We start from the raw sequence: 24,806 nt of genomic DNA, 5'->3' as shown, positions 1-24,806 counted from the left end.
ATGCTTATCCATAACGACCTCCGCGCCGTAGCAGGAAAATGAAGAACGGCGCGCCGAACAGCGCGGTCATCACGCCAACCGGCACCTCTTGCGGCACAATCACCACCCGCGCCAGGATATCCGCCAGCAACAGCAAAGAGGCCCCCAGCAGCGCGCAGCCAGGCAGCAACCAGCGGTGGTCGGCGGGCAACAGTTTTCGCGCCATGTGCGGCACAATCAAGCCGACAAAACCAATGCTGCCCGCCATCGCCACCGCGCCGCCGGCCAGCGCCACGACAAGCAAGCTCATCAGCATCCGGATGCGCCCGGTGCGCTGCCCCAGCCCGCGAGCTATGGTTTCCCCGGCGTTTAGTACATTGACCTGCCCCGACAACAACAGCGCGCCGACCAGCGCCGCCAGACAGTAGCCCATCAGCGGCAGTACCGTCGCCAGCTCGCGATCGGCCACCGACCCCGCCAGCCAGAACAGTACCGTATCCAGCCCTTCCTGATTCACCACCAGCATCGCCTGACTGAAGGCGGCGAACATGGCGGTGATGGCCGCGCCCGCCAGCACCATGCGCAGCGGGTTAAGGCTGCCTTTGCCCATAGTGCCGATCAGCCACACCAGACACCCGGCCATCGCCGCGCCGGCAAACGCCGACCACAGCCACACCGACATCGCCACTTTGGGAAACAGCGACACGCAGACAATCAGAAAAAACATCGCCCCGGCGTTGATGCCGAACAGCCCCGGCGACGCCAGCGGGTTACGGGTTAGCACCTGCATCAATGCGCCCGCCACCGCCAGACTGGCGCCCACCACGATGGCGATCAGCGTGCGCGACAGGCGGGTAGAGGTAACCAGAATATGGCTGACGTTAAGCGGATCCGGGTGCCACAGCGCGCCCAGCACCTGCGACGGCGCAATCCACATCGGCCCGACCATCAGGCTGAGGATGGCCAGCGCCAGCAGGCAAACGCCGCCGCCCGCCAGCACCTGACCGGGCGCCATCCGCTTCCCGGCCGGCATCACGACATGACTCATGACGCGCCTCCGGCGATACCGGTGACCCGGGCGATGTCGTCCAGCATCATGTTGGCGCCCAGAATGCCGCCGGACAGACTCCAGGTGACGCCATTCACCACCCACACCTGATTTCGCCGCGGGGCGCGTAACTGCTGCCACAGCGGGTGACGAATCAGGGACTCATAGTTGCGTTGCACAGATGGACTCTCGGATCGCAGGAAAATGAAAAAGATGTCGGCATCCACCACCGGGATGCTCTCTTTGCTGTTCAGTTTGAGCGAGACGCCCGGCTGGGCGCGGCTGGCGTCGCTCCAGCCAAACCCCAGTTCGCTCAGCACCGAACCGGGAAAACTGCCGGGCAAATAGCTGCGGATATGGTCTTCGCGGATATCCAGTATCGACACGGTCGGCGGCCAGTCGCCGCCGAACTTGCGCTGCAACTGCCCGCGCAGCCCGCTCACCCGCTGCTGCCAGTCCTGCAACAACCGATCGGCCACCGCCTGACGCCCAAGCGCCTGTCCCATCACCTGCACCGTTTTTTTGAACTGGTAGATTTCATCCAGCATCACCACCGGCGCAATCTGCGACAACAGCGGCTCCAGCCGCTGATGACGAAAGCGCGACGCGACGATGGCGTCGGGCTTCAGCAGCACGATGTCCTCCAGGCTGGGCTGGGTTTCCAGCCCCACATGCGGCACCCCGTCCAGCGCCTGACGCAGGTAGCGATACATGGGCTTCTCACTCCACGAATCCACCACGCCGGCGGGCGTGATCCCCAGCGCCACCGCGGTATCCGTAGCGCCCTGAAACAGGGTGATGACCCGTTGCGGCATAAACAAGGACTGGGCCAGCGCAGGCCGGCCCAGTCCCAGTGGCAACAGGCTTAACGACAACCGCAGCAACCTGCGGCGCGAAAGCAAATACTCATTCACGTTATGTGTGATCTACCTTACAGGTTGAACTGTTGACGGACAGTTGGGGCTGTTAATAAACAGCCGTGTTATTTTCGTTACCGGCGAACTATGTCAGGACAGCGAGAAGTTTCGTGCGTGATAAACCACGATTCGTCCTTTGCAACCTCATCGCACGCACGACAAGGAGAGGCTCAAACGCCGCCTCTCCTTGACCTCGGGCTAATGGCTAAAACTGTGCCGCTAACGCGGTGCCTTCGGCGCTCGCCTTCGCTGTTCGGGCCGCCCATGACGCGGTTACTCGCCACGTACCGTGGCTCGCCCTACGGGCCAGCGTAAACGCTGTTCAAAAACGCTCTCCGCGTTTTTGTCCGGCGCGACACGAGCTTTCGCGGCATCCATGCCGCTCACCCGGCGAAGTCGCACACCTCAGCACAGTTTTTAACGCCAGAAAACCACGCACTCAACCTGGAAGATTGTCGCTAAAAACGATTTCACGATAATCTATTTACCAGTAATCGCCTGAAACGGGTTAATCACTTCCCCTTTACCGAACGGCATACTCCCCGGTCCGCCGGCGCGCGCGATCATCGGGGTGATCAGCAGTTTCTGCGGCCAGTTCGGCACGTCGAACAGACGGGTTTTCAGCATCGTCTGCGTATCGGCGGCGAAACCGGCGCGGTCAATGGCGCCGTTGATTTCACGGCGCATCACGCCCCACAGCGTCGCGGCGTCTATCTCATAAGTCAGCGACAGCGTTTCGATAATCGCCCGCATGTTGACCTGAATGCCCAGCGTTTGCAGCCAGAACAGCAGGTCGTCCAAACGCTCGTGGTAAAGCGTATTGGCATGACCTTGCTTGATGCGGTACACCGGGTCCTGCATGCCGTTTTGCTCCAGCGTCGGCACATGGATGCGCAGCGAGTCGTGATCGCGCAGCAGCAGGCCGTGAGCCTGACCAGCTTTCCATACCAGCACCGCATTCTGACCGTGGATCTCGCCCAGCATCCCCAACCGGAACATGCGGAAATTAATGTCGAAGAAACAATGACAAAGCTCAGCAAACAATGTCAAGACCGAATCAGCGTTCGTCGGCAAGCCGCGATACGCCAGCCAGTCGTCGAAGAAATGACGGCGGCTGCCCGGCAGCGGCGTGCCCAGCGCCGCCATCGGCAACAGGCGGTAATCCGGATCGTCGAACAGCGCTGACGGATAACTGCGGACCATCGCCGACAGGTGGCGCGGCGCTTCATCAAACAGCGTGGCCTGCGGCGGCATGAACGCCCACCACTTGCCTTCATCGCACAGATACAGCCGCTCCTGCAACACGGCGTCTTTGTCACGCGCCTGCCGCAGCAGCGCTTCACTCAGTCCGCCGTTGATCATTTTCACCGCCGGCAGATAGCGCGATGCCCCCAGCGAGTAAACCGCCATCGGCAGCTTGAGGTAATCGGCGCTGGCGAAGCACGGCGTCATCGAGCGCAATGACGACGTCGGCAGATAGCGGGCGGCGCTGAAATCCAGCCGGTGGCAGTCGCCGTTGCGAAAGGCGTCGCCCAGTTGCGTTTCCAGAATGTGGTCGAACTGCCACGGGTGCACCGGCAGCGCGATATGGCTCTCGGCAATGCCGCGCGTCGCCAGCTCCTGCTGCAACGCCGCCTGCTCCGCCTGCGGCAGCAGGTAATGTGCCGGGTACGGGTCAACCGCGTCGCTGATGCCGTCGCCGCATTGCAGGCGATTTTTCGCCACCGCCACCCAGTTCAGCGCCACCGGTTCGGCGAACTCGGCCACGTACCGGCGGTACTCCTGCGCATTCAGCCCCTGTTTGGCCTTGGCGGTCGGATGGAACGGACGATCGCGCAACGACGCCCACTGCTCCATCACATGGAAGAAATCGGCGTTGCCGCGTGCCAGCAGGTTATCGGTATCGATGCGGTGCTCGCGCGACAGCGCGGTCTGCTCAACGCTGGTGTTAAGCACATCCAGAAACAACGCTTGCCCTTTGGCATTGCCTTCTCCGGCCGGCTCCTCTTCGCCGTGCTGACCGGCGAACACCAGATGCATGAAGCTCTCCGGCTCCAGTTCACGCCAATCATCGCCGCCCTGCTGCCAGGCGTAAACCGTGGTGCCCGGTACTTTTTCCCAGCGTTGGGTAATGCCGGGGCGCAGCGCCACCACCAGATGACGCTGTTCGCGCTCATCGCTGCACCAGCGCCACAGGCGAGCCGCGCTATCCAGCGCGCCAAACGGCGCCGGCTTTCCGTACTGCCGCCGCCATTCGTCGGTGGTATACAGCGCCAGCGGCTGCGCGCCAAAAAACTCCTCGGCCAGCAGGCAATCCACCAGATCCTGCATCACGCTGTGGCCGGCGTCCTTGTAGTGAGACGTAGTCTTAATCACACTACTTTCCATCGCATTACTTTCCATCGGATCACTTTCCTTCTGCTGAAATCGTTGCGGCCAGTCTGGCCTGTAAAGCGCGAAACGCGATGCCGCGCTCGTCGCCCAATACAAATGCGTGCACGCCCTGCTCGCGCCAGCGTGCATGATCGTCGTGCTGGCGGGGAATGGCGCAGTACGTTACGCCATGCGCGTCGGCAGCCCGCCGCACCTCGGCCAGCGCCGTCTGTACCGGAGCCGCCGCGGTCTGCCACGGCATACCCAGCGACTGGGAGAGATCCGCCGCGCCCTCAAGAATCATGTCCACCCCCTCCACCGCCGCGATCGCCTCGGCCTGACGCACGCCCCCGGCGCTTTCGATCATCGCCACCAGCATGATTTCCCGGTTTGCCAGCGCGACGTATTCCGCCAGACTGTGCTTGCCGAATGCACCGGGGCGGCCGCTGTTCAGGCTGCGCTCGCCCTGCGGGTGGTAATGGCAGGCGCGCACCGCCGCGCGTACCTGCTCAGCCTGCTCCACCATCGGCAGCACAATGCCCTGCGCGCCGCCATCCAGCAGGCGCAGCATGGTTTTGGGGTTATCATCCGCCACCCGCACCAGCGGCGTCAGCGCGTAGCTTTCCGCCACCCGGATCATGTTCTCCACCGTTTCCGGGTTAATCAGCACATGTTCGGTGTCGATAATCACGAAATCGAACCCGGCTTCGGCGATCAACTCCACCGACACCGGCGAGGGAATCGAGGCGATCAACCCGTATACCGGCGTACCTGCCGCCAGCTTGCGCTTGAGTTGGTTGGTTCTTAGCATGACGACGGCCTGAACGGATGCAGCGGGTTCGGCACCGATTTGAAGCGGCGCTCGCCGTCGCCCAACAACCGACGCTTGGTCAACTCTTCCACCTCGTAGGTCGGCGCGAACACATCGAACAAGGTGTAGCGCGAGCGGTGTTGCGGGTGCTCGGCCTGATAACGCAGCACCACCTCCGCCGTCATTTCCCAGAACCGCGCTTCCGGCAGTTGATAATGCTGACGCAGGAAGATCGCCATTTCCGCCAGACAAATGAAGAAGAACGAGTCGCAGGTAAAATCACGCACCGCGTCGATGTCATCGGTGAGGATGAACGAGTTACGGTTGATTTTGGCGTGGCTGGCGGGCAGCGGCACCAGATCCGGACGCATGGCGGGGCGCGCCAGATGGTCCGGCGAATAACGCACGCCGTCATGGAAGTCCTTGAGCGCAATGCGCTGCGGCCAGCCGTCGCGCACTATCAGCACGATATTCTGACCGTGCGACTCCATGCCGATGCCCTCGGCGTACAGCATGTGAACGATCGGCGACACCGTGACCTGCAACAGTTGACGAGTCCAGGCTTCCAGCCCGTACTGGCGAATCCAGGTATCGATAAACGGCGCCTGCTCGCCGCCGTCGTAACGGTGTTCGACGTGACTCAAGCCGTTGAACGGCACCGCCTGCTCGTCCGGCTGCAGATACTGATGGATGCTTTCGCGCCAGATCGCGCCCATCACGCCGTAGGCCTGCGCCATACGGGTGGCGGGCAGCGGTTGGGTGTCGAAACTCACGCCGGCGACTTCGCCGAGAATCACGAATTTCAGGTTGCGGGCGGTCTGGTCGGTGTCGATCAACTGTTGCAGCCAGTCGGTAATGATCGGTCCGTTCATTACCGTGTGCCGCGCCAGAATACGGGTGCTGGAGGTGTTGGTCATGCTCATCGCCAGCTTGACGTAAGGACGCGTTTTCTCCGTCACGTTAGCCAGCGTGCGGATAGACTGCTGCGCCTGCCAGCGATCATCGGACGCGCCGAGGTAAATCAGCTCGCCGCTGACCAGCTCCGGATAAAACACCGGCGCAATCACGTTTTTCCACTGCCACGGATGCACCGGCACCAGTTGGTAGTCTTCCGCCTTACGACCCTGACGCGCCAGCTGTTCGCCAAACGCCTGCCAGCGCGCCGCGCCGAATTCGGTTTGCAGGAAATCGTCCAGATCCAGTTTGGTCGAATGGTTGGCGGACGCCCGGTGCTTCGCCAGCGCCAGCCAGACAATAGCGAAAGGCTGGCCGAACTCCGGTCCCCATTGGGCGTTATCCTGCAGGCTGAAGCCGATGCGCGACTTGTAGCAGGGATGGTAGCTGTGGGCGTCCATAAAGTGGCGCTCCAGCTCGTCGAAACTGAGCTGATGCGCCGGTTTGCCGGGTTGATAACGTTGCGCCCGCGACTGCAAATCCTTCAGTTGGGTCTGCTCCAGTTCCTGCACAAAACGCGTCAGGAAGGGGTTATTCTCCTGCTCGCCCAGCAACTCCTCCAGCATCTGGTGCAGGTTGGGCGACTGCGCGTCGCCGTCAGGGCCGATGCGGCGCACGCTGGCGTAGTCGAGGCGGATCAAATCGAAGCTGTCGCTAAACAGCCCGCTGCACCGGTACTCCACCGGCACCCGCTGCGCATCGTGCCCGGTTATCGCAAACTGGCTGTTGCCGTCGCCGATCGGCGTGCGGCGATAAGGCAGCACATCCTCGTACAGCAGCGTCTGCAGCAACTGTCCGACCACACGCTGTTCCACCAGCAGATAACGCTGCGCATCCATTTGCGGCAGCCAGTCGCAGGCGATGTCCTGAAATACGGCGGGGGATAATGTTTCCATACGATCTCTTAACCTTGTCAGTAAAAACAACGCTCTCAGTAAAACAACATTGCGGGTAATCAACCGCGCCTCAGCGCGATTCCCGCGGACCTGCCAGCGACGTCGGGCCGCTGGCTAATAAGGCGTTCACCGCCGCCTCATCGGTTGCCGTGGGAAAACGTAGGGCGCACGGCAGCGCCAGCAAGATCAAAATGCCGGTGGCAATAAAGGTTTCGCTAATGGCCGCGGCGCGCACGGCTTCGTGCGCCAGCCCGCTGCCCGCCAGCCGGAATTCGAGGTACAGCGACGCCACCACGATCGCCAGCGACGACACCAGCCGGCGCGAAATGTTGTTCATGGCGGCGCCCTGCGTGACCAGCGTTTCCGGCAGCACATTCAGCCCGGCGGTGGTGACCGGCATGTAGGACAGCCCCAGTCCGACGCCGCGCAGCATCATCCAGCCGAACACCACGCCAATCGAGGTCTGCGCGCCCGCCATGCCCAATCCGATGGTCGCCAGCGCGGTCAGCAATACCCCGGCGCCCACCACCCGCGACGGGCCGTGGCTGTCCAGCAGGCTGCCGCCGACCTTGCCGAACAGGCTGGCGAACAGCGCGGTGCACAACAGCGCCAGCCCGGTCCAGATAGCGCTGTAGCCCATCACCATCTGCACCAGCATCGGCAATAGCACCAGGCACTCGAACATCCCGACCGATTGCACCACGGCGATCACCACGCTTAGCCGATAACCGTGCAGTTGAAAAATACGCAGGTTAAGCAGCGGCTCGCGCTTACGCAGTTCGACGCGTACAAAAGCGGTCAGGCACACCGCGGCCGCCAGCAGCATCAGCAGGTTGAACGGATTAGCCAGCGCCGCGGCATGGTGCAATCGCCCGGCGCCGATCATCAACAACCCGATGCCGGCGGACACCAGCAGATAACCGGTCATATCGAACGGTTTGCGCTCACCCGGCGCGGTTTTCGGCAGCACCACCAACCCCATCAGCAGCGCCAGCGCCCCAATGGGAATATTCATGGCGAACAGCGCCCGCCAACTGAACCACTCCAGCAGAATGCCGCCGCACAGCGGCCCCAGCGCCGGAGCCAGCATCACGATGGCGCCCCAGACACCGGTAATGCCGCCCCGCTCCTGCTTGGGGTACACCGAAAAAATCAGCGTCAGCGACAGCGGGATCATCAACCCGCTGGCGATGCCCTGCACCGTACGGGCGGCGATCACCAGCGAGATGGAATCCGCCATCATCCCCAGCAACGAACCGGAGATAAACAACGCCACGCCCAGCAGGTAGAGCGGTTTGTTGCCCAGCCGGTGGCCGAGATAGCCGGTCAACGGCATGGTCATGCCCATGCTGACCATGAACGCCGCCACGATCCAGGTAGCGAGCAACGGCCCGATCTGGAATACCTCGATAAACGCCGGCAGCGCCGGGTTGAGCGTACTGTTATTCAGGCTGACGGTAGTGGTGCCGAGCAGCACATTAACCACCACCAGCCAGCGGGGAATAGCGTTATTCCACACGGCGCACCGCTCCGGCCGCATCCACCGCCATGCCGTCGTCAGTGATGAAATACTGCACGGGACGCGGATGACACAGGAAGTCGGCATGAGAAATGTTGTAGCCGTAGGCGCCCGCCAGCGGCAACACCAGCAGATCCCCGATGTTGACGTCGGTCAGGCGCTGGTCGCGGCTAAGCACGTCCTTCGGCGTGCACAGCTGACCGACCACCGTCCAGTCGCGCGTCTCCCCGGCCGCCGGCGCCGCTGCCAACGGCAGATGGACCACCGGATGGTCGTGCCCCTGCGCCACCGGCAGACGGAACTGGTGGGTGCCGCCGCGGCACACCAGAAAATGTTTGCCGTGACTGCGCTTTTTATCCAGTACCTCAATGGCGTAATAACCGCAGTAGGCGCTGATGAAACGCCCCGGTTCAAAGCGGACCACCGGCGCGTCCGGCTGTTCTGCCAGCCGCGTGCGTAGGTAATCGCACAGCGCCGGCCAGTCAAAACGCTCCGGCGTCAGATACGGCACGCCGATGCCGCCGCCCACGTTCAGGTGGGTGATGTGTTGCGGATGCGCGGACAGCGCTTTCCACTGCGGCCAGCGCGTCAGGTAGAGATCGAGCAATTGCTGGTGCCGCGCCACCACCATCTGGTGCGACATCGCGTGGACATGAAATCCTTTCAGTTGCAAATGGCTGGCGTTATCCACTTCCCGCACCGCATCCGCCAGGTCGGCCTCATCCATGCCGAACGGCGTCGGCGTTCCGGCCATCGCCAGTTTACTGGTCAGCGACGACGCCAGTTCCGGATTGATACGGATGAACACCGGCTGGACCACGTCATGCTGCTTCGCCCGCTGTTGCAGGCGGGCAATCTCGTGGCGACTTTCCACATGAACCGCTTCCACGCCCTGCTCCAGCGCCAGGTCGAAGTCCGAGTCCAGTTTGCCCGGCCCGGAGAACACGAACGGTTTGCGCGTGTCGCAACCGGCCACGCGCGCGATTTCACCGCCCGACGAGATTTCAAAGCCATGCACCAACGGCGCGATCGCGTCCAGAATCGGTTTTTCGCTGTTGGCTTTGATGGCGTAATAGAGTTCGACGCCCGGCGGCAGCGCCGCCATCACTTCGCTGACATGCCGGCGCAGCGCCGTCAGGTCGTACACAAACGCCGCCAGCGGGTCGGTATGCTGCTGTTGCAGGCGGACAATCACATCGTGAACGTGCTGAGGCAGCTTAGCCATGCTGCACCTCACCATGTGGTACTTCACCAGACGGTACTTCACTGCCGTGCTGCGCGGCCTTGCCCCAGGGCGACGGCAACCGGACATAGCTGGCCTGACGGTCGGCTTCGGCCGCCAGCCTGACCTTGAGGTTGGTTTTGCACGCCACTGGATGGCCGGCGATCAACGCGTCCAGCTCCGGCGACGGTTGTTGCAGTTCCCCCTGAATGGCGCGCAGTTGCTGTCGCACCCGCTGCCACATCAAAGGCGCCAGATGCGCACGTCCCTGACTCAAGGCCAGAATGGTTTCGGACAGATGATTGATGAACAGGCAGTACATGATGCGATTCCAGCCCTGTTCGCGCGAGTACAGCAGCGACTGGCGCACGCGTGGGTGTACATCGTCGCCGATATGCCGGATGCCGAGATCGTCGGTCAGTTTCACCCCTTCGAAATCGCGCAACAGCACCTGCTGCGGCCGGCCGTGTTGATGCACCAGCACGCTGTTTTGCAGATGCGGCTCCATCACCACGCCGTGATTGAAGAACAGCGACAGCACCGGGCGCAGCAGCTGCGTCTGGTAGTCATCGAACCAGTACAGCAACGCGTTGTCATCCAGCGCCTCGCCGTAGTGCGTACGCAGGAAAGCTTGAATCATCGGCTGCAAATCCACGCCGCGTGCAAACAGCGTACCGGCCATGATGCTGCGATCCGCGCCGGTACGGCGGCAGAAATTCTCGCGCAGGATACCGCCGGTCTGCTCGCGGAACCAGTGTCTGTCCGACTCGCTGGCGGCGACCGGGCTCCAGCTCACCACACCGGGTTCGGCAGCCGCGACCAGCCCGCCCAGCGTGTCGGCGTGCTGCTCCAGCAACTGACGGAACAACCGGTCGATCAGCACCGTGCTTTCCAGTTCATACCAGGCGTTTTTGCGCACACAGTTGGTGATGCGCACATTCAGCGAGCCTTTGATGAAGTAATCGTGATCGTCGATGAACCAGGTGCGAATAGAGGCGGTCGGGCTGGCGACGCGGCCGCTCTGCCCCCGATCGCGGATCACGTTATCGCGCAGCAACTGCTGCACGCGCTCATCCTGCATAAACAGCTGCGCCTGCACCGGATGCATACAGATAATGGCGTGCCCCGGCGATGCTGACTGCTGGTCGGCGAACCCGTCCAGCACCTGTTGCGGCGTCAGGCCGTTGGCGCCGATGTGCAATCCGTCCACCGGCACTTCGAACTGATGCAACGCCGCACGAGCCTGGAATTCAGGCGCCCACTGTTCCTGACCAAGATGCGCGGGCCACAGACGCGCTTTGGGCGCGGGGTGGCTGGGATGGCCGAACCACAGCCCCTGCTCGCTCTGCAGATAGTGCTGCAGCGGCGCGTCCGCGCGCTGACGGCCGTTGTGGCTGACAATAGCGCTCACCAGCCGCTGGCTCTGAAGAATCTGCTCGTACAGCTCCGGGTTTTTCCTCCCGGCGATTTGCTCGCACGCGGCCAGCAGGCGTGCGACCAGGCGTTCAAAATCGGGGCATTGCCATTCATCCTGCGCCTGACGCAGGTAAACATCGGACAGGTAATGTTGGCTGCCGAAGGTGTCGCGGCGGTCTACCATGACAAACAGTTGCAGTTGGTCGGGCAAGCCGATAATCATCGGGATGCCCTTCCAGTCCGCACCATCAAAATAGGCCCCCGGCGGGATCCCTTTCATTTCGTCTGGCCATTCATATCGCAAATACCCTTCCGGTATCGCGAACTCTTTGATAAGACAATTCAGTAACCCATGTAAGGCTGCTTTTTCGCTTATCATTGTGGACAAAACATCATGATTTCGGTTGTTCATCTCTGCTCCGTAAGAATAACAATCGGCCGGTGGTTTATTTCGTGGCGAAGGTTAAATATCCTGAATAAATCACTGAATAATGCCCCGCCTTACGGCGGGGTTATTATCAGAAGTCAACGCTGTATCCTAATGTCACGGTTCTTCCCCGACCGGAGAAATAACGCAGGGAGTTCACAATCGCACTTTGCGAGTAATACGTGATGTACTCCTTGTCGAACAGATTGGAAACCGCCAGATTAATTTTACCTTTCGGTAATTTATAACCGACGGCGGCGTCCACCAGCAGATAACCGTTAAAGTCCTGTTGACGGTTATCCATAATTCGGTCAAAGGCATAATTAGCCTGAATAAAGGATGACCATTGCGGCGTCCAGTTGGCCGACCAACTGGCGGTCAGGCGATCCGGCGGGATATTCAGCCCGTCCAGCTTGCCGTCCAGACTGCCGTTGCCATCGCTGTCATACCATCCCTGAATGTGGGAATAACCGAGTTTCAGGCGATGATCGTCATTCACCTTGTAACCCAGCGACGTCTCGATGCCATCGATACGGGTTTTCTGACGTTCGCTCTGGAAGGTGCCGCTCACATCCACCACGCGTTCGCCCAGCTTGGATGTCGAGCGGTAGTAGCTCAGCTCAAACTCCACCGGGTCTTTCTGGATGCGAATACCGGTTTCAACGTTGTCGGTGACAATCGGCTCCAGCGGCAGCATGCTGACCGACTGACCGGCGGTTTTGATGCCGCGCAACGTACGACCCACGTCCGGAATGCCGAAGCCCTGCGAGTAGTTGGCGAACAGGCTCAGCGGCTGATAAGGCGTGGTCCATACCGCGCCGACGTTGTACAGCGTCTTGTTGAAACTCAGGCGCCCGCCCTGAACATCCACGCTGTTATTGGGCGCACGCGCGGTGCTGGCCGCCACGGTGCGGAAGCTGTCGATATCCAGACGCGCGTACTCGTAGCGCACCCCGGTGGTGATTTTCAGCGAATCGATCGGCTGAATGTCAAACTGCATGAACGGCGACAGATCGGTGTATTCCATCTGCGGCGCGTACAGACGCTTGGTCAGCCAGAAATCCTGTTTGCCGGTATCGAACAGGGTATCGAACCCGACCGTCGCTTTCAGGTAATCGTCCCAGATATCGTCCTTGGTCAGCGCCACTTTGCTGCCGTAGCGGCTGGAGGTCACCCGCGACTGATCGTACAGCTGATTGAGCGGCGCAATGCGGACATCCTGGAAAGATGCGGAATTATCGGCGCCGAACAGCGACTCGTAATTCTGGTAATACACCAGCGAGTTCAGCTTCATGCCCGCCAGGTTGTAGTTATCGTAGGTGGCGCTGGTGGTCCAGACGCTGTTCATCGGCGCATCGCCGACCGGGCGCCCGGATACCGAGGTGGTCGGGATGCCGTTATTACGGTCGCCGGCGACGCCTAAATAGTTCATCTTGCCCTTGATCTGATAGCGGTTAAGGCTGAACTGTATCCGCTGGTCGTTATCCAGCCAGTAGCCAACCTTCGCCATCACGTCGTAGGCGCGCGAATCCATCAGGTCGCCCTGGGTGTTATCAACCCCGATAGGGCGATCTTTCCCGTCCAGGAATAATCCCTGATCTTCGTAACTTACTGAAAACAGGTAATCCAGATACTCTTCACGGCCACTGAACCCGTAGGTGGTTTTGTAGCTCATGGCGTCGGAGCTGACTTTCGTCGGCGAGGTGGTTTCCACGCTGAAGTGCTGGTTGAACGAGCCTGGCTCCGGGCGGCGGGTAATAATATTGATCACCCCGCCGGTCGCGCCGATGCCGTTGCTGGCGCTGGCGCCGTGAATCACTTCAATGCGATCCACCATCGCGAAATCGATGGTGTGCATTTCACGCCCGGTGGGGCGCAGCGGGTTGGATTGCGGAATACCATCCACCAGAATCAACGGAGCGCGGCCGCGGAAGGTCTCGCCGCTGCCGCTCATTTTCTGACGGCTCGGCGCCATTGACGGCAATAAGTTGCTTAATATCTGGGAAGAATCACTGGTAATTTGTCGCTGCTGTTCGATCTGTTCTTTAGTAATAATCGTCACGACCTGAGGCGAATCTTTTTTCTCGGTATCCGTTCGGGATGCCGTCACCACCATTTCGTTGTCATTTTTGTTTGTGCTGTCTGCTGCGTTAGCCTGTGCAAATAAAAATAATGGCGTCAACGCATAAAATGCCCGAACCTTCATTCATTCAACCTCATTATTATCTTCCCAGTAAATAAACGCTGGCGGTTCCGCCAGCATACGTCGCTAATATTATTGTTTAGCCTCAGGCTATATCCGTAATAACGCCGGTTACGTTTTCTTTTTATTCTGTCGTCGTCATTATCATTACGGACCATATACTTACCTCTGGCATTATGGATGACGGACTTGCGCCACGGCTTCGATCAATGCGCGCTCGAAGCGTTCTACTACGTTGCGGCACTGCTCCTCGGTAATAATCAGCGGCGGCAGCAGCCTGACCACGTTGCCCTGTCGCCCGCCCCGTTCCAGCAGCAAGCCCTGACGGAAACAGTGCTGTTGAATCGCAACCGCCAGTTCGGCATCCAGCGGATAACAGCCGCCCGTCTGCGTTGGCTGGCGCTCATCCACGATTTCAATCCCCAGCATCAGGCCACGGCCGCGCACCTGTCCCAGACAAGGGAAGCGCGTCTGCAACTGGGTAAACTGCTGCTTCAGCCAGTCACCGCGGGCAGCCGCCTGCGCCGCCAGCTTGTCGCGCAGCAGAATCTCGATGGTGGTTTTGCCGGAGGCCATCGCCATCTGGTTGCCGCGGAACGTGCCGGTGTGGGTACCCGGTTTCCAGACATCGAACTCGCGGCGAATGCCCAGTACCGCCATCGGCAAGCCGCCGCCCACCGCTTTCGACATCACGATGATGTCCGGCTCGATACCGGCCTGTTCGAAGGCGAACAGCGTGCCGGTGCGGGCGAATCCAGCCTGCACTTCATCCACAATCAGCAGAATGCCGTGGCGACGGGTCACCTCGCGCAGCGTTTGCAGCCAGCTGACCGGCGCCGGGTTGACGCCGCCCTCGCCCTGCACCGCTTCGACAATGACGGCGGCCGGCAACGACATGCCGCGCTCGACATCCTCGATAAACGTGGTGAAATAGTGACTCAACGCCTGTACACCCGCCTCGCCGCCAATCCCCAGCGGGCAGCGGTATTCATGGGGGTAAGGCAGGAACTGGACGCCGGGCATCAGATTCTGCACCGCATCCTTAGGACCGGTATTACCGGTGACGGCCAGCGCGCCGTGCGTCATGCCGTGGTAGCCGCCGGAGAAGCTGATGATGCCGCCGCGGCCGGTATAGGTTTTCGCCAGTTTTAATGCGGCTTCAACCGCATCCGCTCCCGAAGGGCCGCAGAACTGCAGGCAGTACTGGTTTTCGCCGCCGGGCAGCTGCGCCAGCAGGGTTTCGCAGAAGGCGTCTTTCAGCGGCGTGGTGAGATCCAGCGTATGCATCGGCAGGCCCGACGCCAGAAATTCCTGGATGCTGGCCACCACTTCAGGGTGGTTATGACCCAGCGCCAGCGTACCGGCTCCCGCCAGACAATCCAGATACTGATTGCCATCCACATCCGTCACCCACACGCCTTGCGCTTTCTGGATGACCAGCGGCAGTTTGCGCGGATAACTTCGAACATTGGACTCAAACCATCCCTGTCGCTCCAGATAATCTGCATTGGTTCTCTGCACATGATCCTTAACCGCAAACTGTGTCTCTGACATCGTCTTCACCCCCTGTGATATTGATAATGACAACAATTATCATTAACAATAATGACGCTCAAGTGTTATTTAAATGACAGTTTTCATAACCAAATCCTTACAATCTCTGGCGAAATGTTAACTAAATGCAGGCGGCGAGAGGACTTTCACCGTCGAATGACGCCAAAAAGCGGGAAAATGACTGGTGGGATGAGAAATCATTTTTGTGACATGCATCACGAAAAAGACGCTAAACAAAATTCGCATACTGCCGGGGAGCGCCATCACGCAAGACTTTGCCGCCATTCGATGCGATCAGGCAGAGAAAATAGGATGTTCTCAGCCAGTTATCATCGCCTTCCGATTGACGCTGGTGATAAAAAAACCGGTTTCCTCCGCAGGGAAACCGGCTTAATCACACACTGGCAGGCATTCTTTCAGTACAACGTCAGCGCGACGGCGGGTCCGCTTCAAACAGCGGCAACGGCTTGCCGATGATGTAGCGCTGGCGCAAATGCGCGGACAAAACATCCATCAGCATCACCACCGCCACCAGAATCAGGGTGATGAACATCACCACGTCCCAGTTCCACAGTCGCATGTTTTCGGCGTACACCAACCCGACGCCGCCGGCGCCGACAAACCCCAGCACCGCCGCCGACCGCACGTTGGACTCCATCTGATACAGACTTAGCGCCAGAAAAGTGGGAAACGATTGGGTGAAGATGCCGAAACGGTGTTTTTGCAGGCTGTTGGCGCCGACCGCGCCAAGTCCGCGGCTGGGTGAACGCTCTACCGCTTCGTGCCCCTCCGCGTACAGCTTGCCGAGCAGACCGGCATCCTGCATCAGGATCGCCAGCGCGCCGGACAGCGGCCCCATGCCCACCGCCCGCACGAAAATCAGCCCCCAGATCGCCATGTCGATACCGCGCAAGATGTCCAGCAGACGACGCACCAGCAATGCCACCGGCCGCAACATCGGTTCGTGCATCACGTTGCGCGCCGCCAGGAACGACAACGGCAGCGCCACTATCGTCGCGGTCAGGGTACCGGCGAACACGATGGCGATGGTGATGAATACCTGCGACAGGTAGTAACCGAACGGCCAGTTGAGAAAATCATGCCACACGAACATACGCAGAAAATAGCGCCCCAGTTCGCTAAAGCCGCGCAGCCACTGCTCGGCGCTGATGCCGAAAAACACCAGAAACGCCAGATAGTAAAGCAGCACGGCGGCCGCCATCAGCCCAACGCGCCGCAAATAGCGGCGTTGCTGACTGAACAGCGCCGGGTGCTGTTGTTTCATCGCGGCGATGTCCGCCGGCGTCAATGGGGTCATGTTCATTTACCGCCCTCCACCACTTGCCGCCGCAACCGTCCGGACAGCGCATCCAGAATCGAGACCACCACGATGATCAGCAGCATGGTCATGCTGACCTGATCGTAGCGGTCCAGCTTGATATTGGTCATCAGTTCCTGGCCGATGCCCCCGGCGCCCACCAGCCCGAGAATGGTGGACTGACGGAAGTTAATTTCCAGCCGCATAAAACTGTAGGACAGCACGATCGGTTTAACCTGCGGCCACAGCCCAAAACGCATACGCTGCAACACGCTGGCGCCACAGGCGGCCAGCCCGCGCACCGGCCGTTCCGAAGCGCTTTCAATCGCTTCATAAAACAGCTTGGTCAGGCAACCGACGGTGTGCAGCGCCAGCGCCAGAAAGCCTGGAATAACGCCGATACCGAACGCCATCACGAACATCACCGCCCACGCCAGCTCCGGCATGGTGCGCAGAAACGCCAGCAACGCACGGAGAGTAAAACGCACGCCCGGCGGGCTTTGCGTATTGTTGGCCGCCAGAAACCCCAGCACCACCGACGCCGCCACCGACAGCAGCGTCGCCGCCAACGCCAGGTTGAGCGTCTCCCAGATCAACGGCAGCTGGATATTGAGACGATACCCCCAGTAGGCCAGCGAGCCTTCGGTATGGCCGTCGGCGAACAGCAGCGACCAGTGCAGCACCGGCAGCGTCTCGATCAGGTAGTCAAAAAAGTGGGGAAACGAGGTCCACAGGGTATGCAGATTGAATTCGGACAACGCGCCCGCGCCGATGTACAGCACGACCAGCACCAGTGTCCATATCAGCGACTCGCGCTTCTGCCGTGTGCGTATCCGCTGGTAATAGCGTTCAAAATCAGGGTTCAGCATGAGTTTGGTCTGAATGGTGGAAAAGCGATGATGGGTTTGGAGCCGCAACGGGGTGAAAAATAGGCATCCTGCCTGTACCGCAGTCCGTCAATGTTGCGCCGTTGCGCACCGCCGGTCGGGAAAACGCCGAGCCTGACGACCCGGCGCGCCGCCCTTAACGGTTGCCTTTGGTCAGTTCACGCTTCATAGCGATAATGGTTTTGTAATCGTCCACGCTGGCCGGGCCGATGTGCTGTTTGCCGCCCATCGCCTTGATGAAACAGGTATGATCTTCTTTATCCAGCTTGTTCACCGCGGTAATCAGTTTGGCTTTGAAGTCGGCCGGCAGCGCGTTGCTCACCAGAATCGGACCGTTCGGGATCAGCGGCGATTGCCAGATGATGCGAATCTGTTTCATCAGGTCCGGATGGTCCATGCGAATCAGACGGCCGAACGCGCCGCTGGTGTAGCCGGTGTTGTAGTCGCCAATCATCGATGCCCAGGTTACCGCGCCGTCAAACTGGCCGTTCAACACGCCGAGGATGTCCTGCTCGTGCCCACCGGAAAAGGTGACGCTGGAGAAGAAATTGTTGTATTTGTTATCGGCGCTGCCGCCGAATTTCTCTTTAAACTCCTGATTAGGAATCAGGTAGCCGGAGGTGGAATCCGGGTCGGCGAAACCGAACGCCTTACCTTTCAGGTCTTCCATCTTCTGGTACGGGCTGTCGGCCTTAACGATCACCACCGAGTGATAGCCGCGCGACTGGTCGACGTCGTCCACCGCGATACCAACGACATCCACCGCGTTGGGATCTTTGATGTATACCGACGCATACGACGACGGCGACATGCTCAACACCAGATCAATCTTCTTGCCCAACAGCCCCTGAATAACCCCGGCATAGTCGGATGAATTGCGCAATTGAGTATCGACATTCAGCTCTTTATCGAGAAACTGTTTAACGCACTGGTTATCGCCGATCTGCTGGGTAGCGTTCTGACCGCCCAGGATGCCCAGATTCAGCGTTTTCGGTGTTTCCGCGGCGAATACACTGGCGGACACTACCGCACCGGCCAGCAAGGTGGTCAACGTGAAGGTTTTTTTCATCAGTTTTGCCTATGTTGTCGTTATGCCAAGGTGTAGTGATGTGATGTCGAAAAATCCGCTACCCGCGTTAAAACCACCGGGACGCGGGGAGTGCTAAAAAGGGAATTAGTGCACCGGCTGCAGATCGTCGCCGTACAGGGTATGCAGCAGGCTGTCGGTCAGTTCTGACGGCGGGCCGTCAAACAGGATGCGTCCCTGGGCGATGCCTATGGCCCGGGTGCAGTATTCTTTCACCAGCTCGACCGAGTGCAGGTTCACCACTACGGTGATGCCGTTGTCGCTCACCTGTCGCAGTACGTCCATGATACGGCGGGTGTTTTTCGGGTCGAGCGACGCCACCGGTTCGTCGGCCAGCAGGATTTTGGGGTTCTGCATCAGCGCGCGGCAGATAGCGACGCGCTGCATCTGGCCGCCGGACAGGTTTTCCGCCCGCTGCAACGCATGCGGCAGCAGGTTCATCCATTGCAGCAGCCCAATGGCGTGCGCGCGATCCTCATCGGAAAACAGTTTGAAGAACGACTTCAGAGTGGAGGTCCGGCTCAGGCGGCCCAGCAGTACGTTGGTCAGCACATCCAGCCGCGGCACCAGACAGAAATCCTGAAAGATCATACCGCATTCGCTGCGCCACTGGCGCATCTGCCGGCTGCTGAAACGCAGAATGTCCTGCGTGTCGCCCTGCCCGCCATCGTGCTGGGCAGGATAGCGCAGGATTTGTCCTTCGCTGGCAGGAATGGTGCCGTTCATCACGTGCAACAAGGTGGACTTACCGGCGCCGGAACGGCCAATCACCGCCACCATCTCGCCGGCGCGCAAATCAAAACTGAGGTTCTCCAGCACCCGCTTCTGCTGACTGGAATAGGCCTTACACAGCTGACGCACCGACAGAATGGTCTGCTGCGGTTGCGTCTGGAAATGATGTGCGCGCAGTTGGGTAGCGCTTTCGGATGCCAACAATGCCTGTGCCATGAGTTTCGTCATCGTTTAGTCAACAATATGGACGTTATTAAGCGCAGCGCAGATGAATACCTGATGACAGCTTTATGATTAAAAAATGAACTCACGGACATTCCACCTCGCCTCATACCGTTTCCGGCATCGCTTGCGATGAGGGGATTTACGTCGTCTCCCCGAAGCGCATTCTGAGCGCGTCGACGAAGCTTTTAATTTTAACGGTCTGCCGCCGTCCTGCCGGCACCAGCACATGCATAGGGCGGGCTGGCCCTTCATATCCGGGCAACACCTGAACAAGACGCCCTTGCCGGATTTCTTCGCGTAGCACATCTTCCGGGCCTAGCGTGACGCCATACCCCTCTATCGCGGCATGCAACAACGCTTTCCAGTCATTTGAGCGAAACCGGCCTTGCGGCCTGACTTCTTCGGTTTTGCCTGCGCGATGGAACACCCAGCGGCAAGGCGCGGCGGGTGACCATATGCCGTAAACGAGGCAGGCGTGATGCGCAAGCTCAGCCGGTGCTTCCGGTAAGCCTTCGCGCGCAACATAGTCTGGCGAGGCGCAGGCGATTAAACGGTAAGGCAGCAGCGGCCATGCCAGCATTGAACTGTCGGCCAGTTCACCGATGCGAATGATGACTTCAAAGCCTTCTTCAATCGGGTCGACCAGACGATCGCTCAACGTCAGTTCCACCTGCGTGTCCGGATAATTTCCGAGATAATGCGTAATAAAAGGAGCCAGGGTATATGAGCCAAATGTCACCGGCGCGTTTATCCGAATCACGCCGGAAGGCGTAGCCTTCATGTCCAGCACAATGGCATCGGCGGCTTCCGCTTCAGCCAGTACCATCCGACACCGTTCGTAATAACTGCGGCCAATATCGGTCAGACTCTGGCGGCGTGTGGTGCGGTTCAGCAATCTGACGCCGAGCCGCGCTTCCAGCCAGGCCACATGTTTCGCCACCATTTGCGCAGAGAGGCTTAACGCCTCGGCTGCCGCGGCAAAAGAGCCGAGCTCCGCCGCCTTCACAAAAATGTTCATGCTGGTCAGCCTGTCCACCATTCCCTCCATTTTGTTGTTTATTTATGTCTTATATTGCGCTTTATCTCCGATTTGTAGGGAACTATTTTCTTGTTATCTCGACACGAAAAAGGAAAAACAGATGAAGATTGGCATTATTGGCGCAGGGTTCGTTGGACGGGCAATAGCAGCGCTTGCCATTAAAACCGGCCATCAGGTGATGCTCAGCAACTCACGAGGCCCACAAACGCTGTTCAGCCTCCGGCCGATGATTGGCTGTGACGTCGGCACCGCCACCGAAGCCGCCATTTTTGGCGATATCGTCGTCATCGCGGTTCCCCTCTCGGCTATCAGCCAGCTTCCTGTCGCGGAACTACGGGGAAAACCGGTGGTGGATGCCGTCAACTACTATCCTGAGCGCGATGGGCAGGTTGAGGCGCTGGACAGACTGGAAACCACTACCAGCGAGCTTCTGGCCGGCTATTTGCCCGACGCGCTGATAACAAAAGCATTTAACGCCATCCCCATGACACAGCTTGAAAGTGACGGGCTTCCCTCTGGCGCGCCGACGCGCCGGGCGTTACCGCTTGCCGGAGATGATGCGACAGGTAAACGGCTGGTCACCGAACTGTATGAAGCTTTTGGTTTCGATGTCGTTGACGCAGGTGCTCTCGCCGAAGGATGGCGCTTTGAGCGGGGAATGCCGGCTTATTGTGTACGGATGACAAAAGAGACGCTGAGCGCGGCGCTAACCCATGCTCAACGCGGTGACGTCGCCGCTCCCGGCAGATAACGCCGCACCGATGCTCGATACGGATACGCCGCGACGTATCCGGCTTCGACCTCTCCGCTCGATTGACCGCTGAGCGGGAACTGACGCCGCCCTCCCGTCTCAGCCTCCTCAGCCGCGGTCTTCGTCGCTACACGTTGATCCACGCGCCATCGGCCGCCGCACGCACCCCGTCCGGCAGGTCGTTTAGCATCAACCAGGCATCGGTTTCGTGGCTGACATGGGTCAGCCAGGTCTGCGTCGGCCGCAGCTGTTCGCGCACCCGCAGTACGGTGTTGAGGTCGCTGTGATTGAGCGGCGGCTGATCCCGCGGCGGCTGGGTGCAGTCCATCACCATATGATCGAGCCGTTTGCCGCGCAGAAAATCCAGCGTATCGTTCGGCAGCCCGCAGGTGTCGGTCAGGTAAGCCACCGCCTGCCCATCCTGTTCCAGCAGATAGCCGAAGGTGGGTTTGGAATGATTAAGCGGCAGCGCGGTCACCCGCAACGCCCCCATCGCCACCGCCTGAAACGGCGTCATCGCCGGCTGAAAATCAAGCCGACGCGGGTGCTTGTACAGGTCGTCGCATCCCTGCTCATCCGGCGGTCCGAACACCGGAATGCGATCGCCGATACCCCAGCGCAGCGAAAACAGCCCCTGCACATGGTCGACATGGTAGTGCGTCAGCAGGATGCGCCGAATCTCATTGACGCCAAAGCGCTGCTCCAGTTGCGTGACGCCGGCGTCCAGCAGCGTCGCCTCACCGTCGCACCGAACCAGCATGCTGCTCGGCCCGCGCCGAAAGCGTGGGTCCAACCGCGCCCGCTCACAGGCGATGCAGTCGCAACCGGTCAGCGGCACCTGCTGCGCGTCGCCGGTACCCATAAACATCAGTTCCATAACATCAGCTCCACTTTTGAGGCTGTTAACAAACAGCCGTGTTGTTTTGTTATTGGCGAATAGATGTTGACGCCGGAAAAAACACTCCCCCCTGGGCTAAAGGGGGGTATCAGCAATCTGATTTTTCAGCCGCCAACAGGGTGTGAAACGCCAGCAGCGTTTGCGCCAGCGCACCATCGTTATCCAGTCGCCGACATGCCGCCGGAACCGGCATGGCGTCAGCCCGCTGCAGCCGCTGCGCGATCCGCCGCTTCATCTTCCCGCCCGCGCTGACGCAAACGCTGCGCCAGCACGTCCGGGGATACCTGCAGGCACACCGGCAATAAGCGGTCGCCGTAGCGCGTTTGCGCCTGCTGGTGATGCAAGCGCGAGCCGTTGACCACCACATCCAGCCCGGCGGACAGCCACAGGTCGACTTCAATGCCGATGCCGTACTGATAGTGGTGCGCCTGCCAGTGTAATGCGAACAACCCGCACTCGCGGCGATGCGCGAACTCCGCATCGCTCAGCGCAATATGGTTTTCGCCGCCCGCCTGCGCCGGGCGGGTAATATAGCGGTGCGCCACCAGCAGGCGCGTCGGATTCGTCTGCCGCAGGGCATCCAGCAGGGAATCTTTGCCGGAGCCGGACGCGCCGGTCAGCCAGATTAGCCGCGCCATCAGAACACCTGTCGCCCCTGCGCCCACACCTGACGAATCCGGACCTGGCCGTGCGAGTGATGCGCCAGCACCAGATCGGCGCGCAGCCCGTCGGCAATCCGCCCCCGGTCGTCTAACCCGACCGACTGCGCCGGATTGGCGCTGACCATCGCCACCGTCTGCGGCAACGTAAACGGATTACGCTCATCCGCCGCCAGGCGAAACGCCGCATCCAGCAGGCTGGCGGGGTAATAGTCGGATGACAGAATATCCAGCAGTCCTTGCTCCGCCAGCCGGGACGCCGCCACGTTGCCGGAGTGGGAGCCGCCGCGCACAATGTTGGGCGCGCCCATCAGCACCTTCATGCCGCTGGCGTGCGACGTCTGCGCCGCCGTCTCGGTGGTGGGAAATTCGGCGATCACGCTGCCCAGCGCCAGCGATTCATGCACATGTGCCGCGGTAGCGTCATCGTGGCTGGCCAGCGCGATGCCGCGCTCGCGGCAATGCGCGGCAATCGCCAGCCGGTTCGGCGTCGACCAGCGTTCGGACAGCGCCCGCTGTTCGGTTTCAAAGGCATCCATCTCAGCATCGTTCAGGTGGTATTTTCCCTGATAATACTCGCGGTATTTTTCCGGCGTGGCGAACTGCCGCTGCCCCGGCGAGTGGTCCATCAGCGACACCAGCGCCACTTCCGGCGTGTCCATCAACGCTTCAAACAGCGGCAAGGTGGTGTGGTGCGGCAATTCGCAACGCAGGTGAATCAGATGTTGCGCCCGGTTCACCCCCAGTTGCTGGCTGTGGACGATAGCGTCGATCATACGACGCAGGTTATCGAGCCGGTGACCGCCGTCGCGCACATCGCCTATCGCCACCGCATCCAGCACCGTGGTGATGCCGCTGGCGACGATCAGCGCATCGTGGCTGCTCATCGCCGAATGCGCCGGCCAGTCGACCTTCGGGCGCGGCATGAAGAACTTGTCCAGATTGTCGGTATGCAGTTCCACCAGTCCCGGCAGCAGCCAGCCGCCTTCGCCGTCCAGCGCCTGCGGCAACTGGCTGGGCGTGGAGGAAAAGGCCTCGATCGCGCCGTTGCGCCAGGCCAGCGATCCGCTGACCACCTCATCCTGCAACACCAACTGCACGTTATTGATGATCCGGGTCGTATTGCTGATCTGAGTCGTCGCGCTCATGGCGTGAGCTCCTGCGTTACGGGTGTCATATGATGCAAGCGGTCCGCCACGCGATCGCGCACCTGTGCATCGTGGAAAATGCCGACCACCGCCGCGCCGCGGGCTCGCGCTTCCTCAACCAGCTCCACCACCGCGTCGCGGTTGGCGGCGTCCAGCGAGGCGGTCGGTTCGTCCAGCAGCAGCAATGAATAATCGGCGATAAACCCGCGGGCGATGTTGACCCGCTGTTGCTCACCGCCGGAGAAGGTGGCGGGCGCCAGCGTCCATAGCCGGCGCGGGACGTTGAGCCGGGTCAACAACGCTTCGGCGCGCGCTTCGCATACCGCCCGGTCTTCGCCGCGCTCCAGCAGCGGCTGCATCACCACGTCCAGCGTCGGAATGCGCGGGATCACCCGTAGAAACTGGCTGACCCAGCCGATAGTGTCGCGCCGCACCGCCAGCACCTGTCGGGCCGGGGCGGTCACCAGATCCACCCACGCCTCGCGATGGCGCACCCAGACATGACCGCTGTCCGGCTGATAGTTGGCGTACAGCGAACGCAACAGCGTGGACTTGCCGCTGCCGGAATGGCCGTGCAGCACCACGCACTCGCCGGCGGCCACCGTCAGGCTGGCCTGATGCAACACCGGCAGCCGGGCGGCGTGCTGGTTGTGCAGTACAAAGGTTTTACTCAGATTTTCCACGCGCAGAACCGTCATGGACGTGCCTTCGGTTGTCATGTTTCACCTCATCGCCATTCACGC

Annotated in this window: 19 protein-coding genes and 1 pseudogene; 1 reads left to right on the top strand and 19 read right to left on the bottom strand. The window is 60.5% G+C overall.

Annotated elements, in window-relative coordinates:
- Nucleotides 1-4: 4 nt before the first annotated feature.
- From DXX3274_RS08295 to DXX3274_RS08225, 15 genes are all read right to left on the bottom strand, one after another.
- On the bottom strand, nucleotides 5-1,027 hold the full coding sequence (locus DXX3274_RS08295) for an iron ABC transporter permease (protein ID WP_084478737.1): 1,023 nt from the start codon (nucleotides 1,025-1,027) through the stop codon (nucleotides 5-7).
- The gene (locus DXX3274_RS08290) at nucleotides 1,024-1,941 is read right to left on the bottom strand and encodes an ABC transporter substrate-binding protein (RefSeq protein ID WP_084478736.1); all 918 of its coding nucleotides are present in this window, start codon (nucleotides 1,939-1,941) and stop codon (nucleotides 1,024-1,026) included. The genes DXX3274_RS08295 and DXX3274_RS08290 overlap by 4 nt, the downstream gene beginning before the upstream one ends.
- A gap of 483 nt (nucleotides 1,942-2,424) precedes the next feature.
- Nucleotides 2,425-4,347, bottom strand: coding sequence for an IucA/IucC family siderophore biosynthesis protein (locus tag DXX3274_RS08285; RefSeq protein ID WP_238556096.1), 1,923 nt, complete (start codon nucleotides 4,345-4,347; stop codon nucleotides 2,425-2,427).
- Between the two features lie 4 nt (nucleotides 4,348-4,351).
- Nucleotides 4,352-5,128, bottom strand: coding sequence for an HpcH/HpaI aldolase/citrate lyase family protein (locus DXX3274_RS08280; RefSeq protein ID WP_042859384.1), 777 nt, complete (start codon nucleotides 5,126-5,128; stop codon nucleotides 4,352-4,354).
- Entirely contained in the window at nucleotides 5,122-6,978 is a 1,857-nt protein-coding gene (locus DXX3274_RS08275; RefSeq protein ID WP_042859383.1) for an IucA/IucC family siderophore biosynthesis protein, read from the bottom strand. Before DXX3274_RS08275 ends, DXX3274_RS08280 begins: the two co-directional genes overlap by 7 nt.
- A 70-nt stretch (nucleotides 6,979-7,048) precedes the next feature.
- On the bottom strand, nucleotides 7,049-8,497 hold the full coding sequence (locus tag DXX3274_RS08270) for a DHA2 family efflux MFS transporter permease subunit (RefSeq protein ID WP_042861972.1): 1,449 nt from the start codon (nucleotides 8,495-8,497) through the stop codon (nucleotides 7,049-7,051).
- The gene (locus tag DXX3274_RS08265; RefSeq protein ID WP_042859382.1) at nucleotides 8,487-9,722 is read right to left on the bottom strand and encodes a type III PLP-dependent enzyme; all 1,236 of its coding nucleotides are present in this window, start codon (nucleotides 9,720-9,722) and stop codon (nucleotides 8,487-8,489) included. The genes DXX3274_RS08270 and DXX3274_RS08265 overlap by 11 nt, the downstream gene beginning before the upstream one ends.
- Nucleotides 9,715-11,547 (bottom strand): IucA/IucC family siderophore biosynthesis protein, encoded by a 1,833-nt coding sequence (locus DXX3274_RS08260; protein ID WP_050569837.1) that lies wholly within the window; start codon nucleotides 11,545-11,547, stop codon nucleotides 9,715-9,717. The genes DXX3274_RS08265 and DXX3274_RS08260 overlap by 8 nt, the downstream gene beginning before the upstream one ends.
- Nucleotides 11,548-11,653: 106 nt before the next feature.
- Entirely contained in the window at nucleotides 11,654-13,768 is a 2,115-nt protein-coding gene (locus DXX3274_RS08255; protein WP_042859381.1) for a TonB-dependent receptor, read from the bottom strand.
- 171 nt (nucleotides 13,769-13,939) lie between these two features.
- Nucleotides 13,940-15,319, bottom strand: a complete 1,380-nt coding sequence (locus DXX3274_RS08250; RefSeq protein ID WP_050569836.1) for a diaminobutyrate--2-oxoglutarate transaminase — start codon at nucleotides 15,317-15,319, stop codon at nucleotides 13,940-13,942.
- 427 nt (nucleotides 15,320-15,746) lie between these two features.
- Entirely contained in the window at nucleotides 15,747-16,637 is an 891-nt protein-coding gene (phnE, locus tag DXX3274_RS08245) for a phosphonate ABC transporter, permease protein PhnE (protein ID WP_042861967.1), read from the bottom strand.
- Between the two features lie 2 nt (nucleotides 16,638-16,639).
- Nucleotides 16,640-17,506 (bottom strand): phosphonate ABC transporter, permease protein PhnE, encoded by an 867-nt coding sequence (phnE, locus tag DXX3274_RS08240; protein ID WP_193747063.1) that lies wholly within the window; start codon nucleotides 17,504-17,506, stop codon nucleotides 16,640-16,642.
- 154 nt (nucleotides 17,507-17,660) lie between these two features.
- Nucleotides 17,661-18,593: a phosphonate ABC transporter substrate-binding protein gene (phnD, locus tag DXX3274_RS08235; RefSeq protein WP_039695831.1), complete on the bottom strand. Its 933-nt coding sequence runs from the start codon at nucleotides 18,591-18,593 to the stop codon at nucleotides 17,661-17,663.
- 105 nt (nucleotides 18,594-18,698) lie between these two features.
- Nucleotides 18,699-19,559, bottom strand: a complete 861-nt coding sequence (gene phnC, locus DXX3274_RS08230) for a phosphonate ABC transporter ATP-binding protein (RefSeq protein ID WP_042859380.1) — start codon at nucleotides 19,557-19,559, stop codon at nucleotides 18,699-18,701.
- A gap of 148 nt (nucleotides 19,560-19,707) precedes the next feature.
- Nucleotides 19,708-20,604, bottom strand: a complete 897-nt coding sequence (locus DXX3274_RS08225; protein ID WP_042861965.1) for a LysR family transcriptional regulator — start codon at nucleotides 20,602-20,604, stop codon at nucleotides 19,708-19,710.
- 103 nt (nucleotides 20,605-20,707) lie between these two features.
- Between DXX3274_RS08225 and DXX3274_RS08220 the strand changes: the two genes are divergently transcribed.
- On the top strand, nucleotides 20,708-21,358 hold the full coding sequence (locus DXX3274_RS08220; RefSeq protein WP_042859379.1) for an NADPH-dependent F420 reductase: 651 nt from the start codon (nucleotides 20,708-20,710) through the stop codon (nucleotides 21,356-21,358).
- Between the two features lie 127 nt (nucleotides 21,359-21,485).
- Here the strand turns inward: DXX3274_RS08220 and phnP are convergent, their stop codons facing one another.
- The 4 genes and pseudogenes from phnP to phnL form a co-directional block, all read right to left on the bottom strand.
- On the bottom strand, nucleotides 21,486-22,235 hold the full coding sequence (gene phnP / locus DXX3274_RS08215; RefSeq protein ID WP_042859378.1) for a phosphonate metabolism protein PhnP: 750 nt from the start codon (nucleotides 22,233-22,235) through the stop codon (nucleotides 21,486-21,488).
- Between the two features lie 109 nt (nucleotides 22,236-22,344).
- Nucleotides 22,345-22,894 (bottom strand): annotated as a pseudogene (gene phnN, locus DXX3274_RS08210) (ribose 1,5-bisphosphokinase).
- Nucleotides 22,894-24,063, bottom strand: a complete 1,170-nt coding sequence (gene phnM, locus DXX3274_RS08205) for an alpha-D-ribose 1-methylphosphonate 5-triphosphate diphosphatase (RefSeq protein WP_050569835.1) — start codon at nucleotides 24,061-24,063, stop codon at nucleotides 22,894-22,896. Before phnM ends, phnN begins: the two are co-directional and overlap by 1 nt.
- Nucleotides 24,060-24,782 (bottom strand): phosphonate C-P lyase system protein PhnL, encoded by a 723-nt coding sequence (gene phnL, locus DXX3274_RS08200; RefSeq protein WP_042859377.1) that lies wholly within the window; start codon nucleotides 24,780-24,782, stop codon nucleotides 24,060-24,062. The genes phnM and phnL overlap by 4 nt, the downstream gene beginning before the upstream one ends.
- Nucleotides 24,783-24,806 lie beyond the last annotated feature (24 nt).

This window comes from Dickeya sp. NCPPB 3274, assembly GCF_000406205.1.
Classification (GTDB): domain Bacteria; phylum Pseudomonadota; class Gammaproteobacteria; order Enterobacterales; family Enterobacteriaceae; genus Dickeya; species Dickeya fangzhongdai.
Note: the sequence above shows the minus strand (reverse complement) of the source record. Positions and strands in the feature narration are given on the sequence as shown.